Origin of the sequence: Kineococcus glutinatus (assembly GCF_039542765.1) — a bacterium.
GTDB classification, from domain to species: domain Bacteria; phylum Actinomycetota; class Actinomycetes; order Actinomycetales; family Kineococcaceae; genus Kineococcus_A; species Kineococcus_A glutinatus.
The window spans coordinates 1-4,358 of record NZ_BAABIL010000545.1 but is presented as its reverse complement, the minus strand read 5'-3'; the positions used below and the strand labels follow the sequence as shown (position 1 = coordinate 4,358).

Sequence of the window (4,358 nt, the reverse complement as noted above, 5' to 3'; positions counted from 1 at the left end):
CCAACCGGTTCACCACCGCGGCGGTGGCCGCGGCCGACCCGCAGGAGACCCGGTGACCGCGAACCCCGCCGCCCGCCCCCGCACCGCGGCGCCCGCCGTGCGCACCGGGGCGCACCGCAAGCAGGTCCACCTCGCGGCGCACTTCCCCGGGGTGAACTCCACGACGGTCTGGCGCGATCCGCGCGCCGGCAGCCAGACGGAGTTCGCCTCCTTCGTCCACCTGGCGCGCACCGCCGAGCGCGGGCTGTTCGACTTCTTCTTCCTCGCCGAGGGGCTGCGGTTGCGCGAGCACCGCGGCCAGGTCTTCGACCTCGACGTCGTGGGCCGCCCCGACACCCTCACGGTGCTCAACGCGCTGGCCGCCGTCACCGAGCGCCTGGGCCTGGCCGGCACCATCAACACGACGTTCAACGAGCCGCACGAGGTGGCCCGCCAGTTCGCCTCCCTGGACCACCTCTCCGGGGGCCGCGCGGCGTGGAACCTCGTGACGAGCTCCGACGCCTTCACCGGCGAGAACTTCCGCCGCGGCGGGTTCCTGCGCCGCGAGGACCGCTACGTGCGGGCCCGGGAGGTCGTGGAGCTGTCCCGGCTGCTGTGGGAGGGCTGGGAGGCCGACGCCCTGGCCGCCGACGCCGCCACCGGGGTGTTCCTGCGCGACGGTGGTGTGCGGGACGTCCGCTACACCGGCGAGCAGTTCGACGTCACGGCCCGCGCGCTGCTGCCGCGCAGCCCGCAGGTCCACCCCGTCCTGCTGCAGGCGGGCGACTCCGACGAGGGCAGGGAGTTCGGCGCCGCGCACGCCGACGCCATCTTCACCATCCACGGCACCCTCGAGGCGGGGCAGGCCTTCACGGCGGACGTGAGGGCGAGGCAGGCCCGCCACGGCCGCGCCCCCGAGGACGTCAAGGTCCTGCCCGGCGCCGGCTTCGTCCTCGGGGACACCCCCGCCGAGGCCGCCGAGCGCGCCCGGGAGATCCGCCGCCAGCAGGTCGGGCCGGAGCAGGCCATCGCGTTCGTCGAGCAGGTGTGGGGCCGCGACCTGTCCGGCCACGACCCCGACGGGCCGCTGCCGGCGGAGGACCCCGAGCCGGGCGCGGAGATCACCCGCGGGCGGGTGCGGCACGTCCGCGACCCCCTGGCGGTGGCGCAGCGGTGGCGGGAGCTGGCGGCGGCCAACGGCTGGAGCCTGCGCGAGCTCGTCATCCAGGTCAGCGACCGGCAGCAGTTCGTCGGCACCCCGCAGCAGGTCGCCGACGAGATCGACCTGTACGTGCAGGCCGACGCCTGCGACGGGTTCGTCCTCGTGCCCAGCCTCACCCCCACCGGCCTCGACGAGTTCGTCGACCGCGTCGTGCCGCTGCTGCAGGAACGCGGCAGCTTCCGCCGGGAGTACACCGGCAGCACGCTGCGCGAGCACCTCGACCTGCCCACCGTCCGAACCCCGTCCACCACCGGAGCGCGCTGATGACCACCACCGTCCCGACCACCGTCCCCGACCACACCGCCGGCGCGCGGCGGGAGTGGGAGCTCTGGCGCGCCGAGCGCACCGCGACCCTGTCCCTGCCGCACGGCTGGCTGAGCCTGACCGCGCTGCACTGGCTGTCGCCGCACCCGCAGCGCCACGGCGACGTGCCGGGGGAGTGGAGCGCCACGGACGAGGCGGTGACCGTGACGGCGTCGGCCGGCGACGGGCTCGTCCTCGACGGCGACCCCCTCACCGGCACGCGCGAGCTGCGCCCGCTCGACGGCGCCCCCGGAACCCCCGTCGAGGCCGGGGAGCGCGTCGTGGAGGTGCTGCGCCGCGGGACCTCCGCCGCGCTGCGGGTGCGCGACCCGCGCTCGCCGCTGCGGGCGGCGTTCACCGGTGTGCCGGTCTTCGACTTCGATCCCGCCTGGGTGCTGCCCGGGCGCTTCCGGCCCGCCACCGCGCCGGAGGACGTCACCGTGTCCGCCGTGGTCGCCGGGCTGTCCCACACCTACCGCGCGGCGGGTCGGGTGAGCTTCGAGCACGACGGGCGCACCGTCGAGCTCGTGGCGTTCGGTGACGCCGGCGGCGAGCTGCGGGTGCTGTTCACCGACGCCACCAGCGGCGTGAGCACCACCGGGACGGTGCGCTCGCTGGCCGTCCCGGCCCCGGCCGGCGACGGCTCGGTGGTGCTGGACCTCAACCGCGCCGCGAACCTGCCGTGCGCCTTCAGCGACCACGCCACCTGCCCCCTGGCCCCGGCCGGCAACCGGCTGCCGTTCGCCGTCGAGGCGGGGGAGCGGGACCCGCGGTGACCACCCTGCAACCGGCCGACGCACCGGCCGACGCCCCGGCCGACGCGCCGGCGGGGCCGCAGGTCCGCGTCGTCGGCATGCGCCACCCGCTGGTGCGCCCCGTGCTCGCGGACCTGGCCGTGGAGTACGGGCGCCGCTACGGCCACCTGCCCGGCGTCGTCGAGCGGGAGCTGACCGCCTACCCGGTGGAGGAGTTCGAGCCGCCGCACGGCCTGCTGCTGCTCCTGGTCGAGGACGGCGCGGCGGTGGCCGCCGGTGCCTACCGCCGCCACGACGCGCGGACGGCGGAGCTGAAGCGGATCTGGACCCACCCGCGGCACCGCCGTCGCGGGCTGGCCCGCCGCGTCGTCGCGGAGCTGGAGGCGGCCGCCGCCGCGGCCGGGTACCGGCACGTCCACCTCACGACCGGTCCGCGCCAGCCGGAGGCCCGGCACCTGTACCTGGCCGCCGGCTACGCGCCGCGGTTCGACCTGTCCGCCGATCCGGAGACGATCGGGCCGCTGCCCTTCCGCAAGGACCTGCTCGGGTGAGGTCCCGCTCCCGCACCGCACCCGGCGGCGCCGCGCGCGGGTGCGGGGACGGTCCTACGATCGTCGCCGGGCGCGGCGGGTGAGCCGCCGGCGGCAGCGGCTGGAGGCGGACGTGTCCGGAGGCGTCGGGGACCCGGCCGCCGAGGTCCTCACCGGCCACCTCGTCGAGGACATCGCCGGCTGGCAGGGCTGGTCCGGCGCCCCGTGGGGGCGGTTGCGCTACCGCGTCGTCGACCACACCCTGGCCCGCGTCTGCCGCACGGTCTCCGGGCGCCCGCTGCGCGTCCTCGACGCCGGCGGCGGTGACGGCAGCGACGCGGTCGCCCTGGCCCGCCGCGGCTGCCGCGTCACGGTCCTCGACACCAGCACGCGGATGCTGGAGCGCGCCCGGGCGGCCGCCGCGGCGGCAGGGGTCGCCGACCGGGTGCGCACCGTCGACGCGGACCTGGAGGACCTGCGGGCGCTGGCCGACCTCACCGACCACCGCGCGGGCGGCTCGGGCACCTTCGACCTCGTGCTGTGCCACGACGTGCTGCAGCACCGACCCGGCGGGGAGGAGCAGGTCCGCGCCGACGTCGCGACCCTCGTCTCCTCGGTGCGCCCCGGCGGCTGCGTGTCCCTGCTGGCCTCCAACCCCGCCGGCGACGTCCTGGCGGCCGTCGCGCGCCGCCACGACCTGCCCGGCGCCCTGCACCTGCTGGACGCCTCCGCCGCCCACGACCCGGTCCTCGACCGCGAGGTGCAGCGGGTGGCGCCGGAGCTGGCGGAGGAGGCGCTGCGCGCCGCCCGCTGCAGCGTGGACTTCCGCTTCGGCGTCCGCTGCTTCAGCGACCTCGTGGCCGACGACAGCCGCAAGGCCGAACCCGGCTTCTACGCCGACCTGGAGCGCCTGGAGCTGGCCGCCTGCGACCGGGAGCCGTACCTGCGCACCGCCCGCTCCTGGCAGGTCGTGGGGCGCCGCCGCGGCTGACGCCCGCACCCGCTGGCCCGGCCGGGGGAGGGCGGTTGACAGCACCGGCCCCCCACGCCCTACCTTGGCCCCGGCAACCATCAAGAGCGGCTGAGAGTCCTGGCTCCACGACGCCGCAGCAACCCCCCGGTGACGGGTGCGGGTGCTCCTGCCAGGGACGATGGAGGGAAGGCATGACCGGGGTCGCGACGACGCGCACGAGCGCGCCCGTCCAGCCGCTGCACCGGCGCCGCCGGCACGTCGACCTGTGCCGCAGCGTCACCACCGCCTGTCCGCGCTGACCCCACCCGGCCCGCCGGCCGGTGCCTGCGCGCGCCGGCGCGCCACCGCGCCCACCACGAGCCCTGTTCCCACCACGAGCCCCCGGTCCGCCCGGGTTCCCCCCGAGGAGAAGCACATGACGCAGATCGACGACCGCGCCACCCACGCCGCGGACGACAGCCAGCCGAAGTTCGCCGGCTACGCCCACCCCGAGCGCCTCGTCAGCACCGACTGGCTGGCCGAGCGCCTCGGCGCCCCCGGCCTCGTCGTCGTGGAGAGCGACGAGGACGTGCTGCTCTACGACACCGGCCACATCC

At 77.1% G+C, this 4,358-nt stretch carries 4 protein-coding genes, 1 pseudogene and 1 riboswitch; all 5 genes and pseudogenes read left to right on the top strand.

Going from position 1 to position 4,358, the window contains the following annotated elements; genetic code table 11:
- Nucleotides 1-97 precede the first annotated feature (97 nt).
- Nucleotides 98-1,465 carry an NtaA/DmoA family FMN-dependent monooxygenase gene (locus tag ABEB16_RS17935; protein ID WP_345713582.1) on the top strand — a complete coding sequence of 456 codons (1,368 nt, stop codon included), beginning with the start codon at nt 98-100 and terminating at the stop codon, nt 1,463-1,465.
- Nucleotides 1,465-2,280, top strand: coding sequence for a DUF1684 domain-containing protein (locus ABEB16_RS17930; RefSeq protein ID WP_345713580.1), 816 nt, complete (start codon nt 1,465-1,467; stop codon nt 2,278-2,280). Before ABEB16_RS17935 ends, ABEB16_RS17930 begins: the two co-directional genes overlap by 1 nt.
- A 77-nt stretch (nt 2,281-2,357) precedes the next feature.
- Nucleotides 2,358-2,810: a GNAT family N-acetyltransferase gene (locus ABEB16_RS17925; protein WP_345713581.1), complete on the top strand. Its 453-nt coding sequence runs from the start codon at nt 2,358-2,360 to the stop codon at nt 2,808-2,810.
- A 112-nt stretch (nt 2,811-2,922) separates the two neighbouring features.
- On the top strand, nt 2,923-3,780 hold the full coding sequence (locus ABEB16_RS17920) for a methyltransferase domain-containing protein (RefSeq protein ID WP_345713579.1): 858 nt from the start codon (nt 2,923-2,925) through the stop codon (nt 3,778-3,780).
- A 74-nt stretch (nt 3,781-3,854) separates the two neighbouring features.
- Nucleotides 3,855-3,947: riboswitch (SAM riboswitch) on the top strand.
- A gap of 230 nt (nt 3,948-4,177) precedes the next feature.
- Nucleotides 4,178-4,358 (top strand): annotated as a pseudogene (locus tag ABEB16_RS17915) (hypothetical protein); the annotation flags it as partial.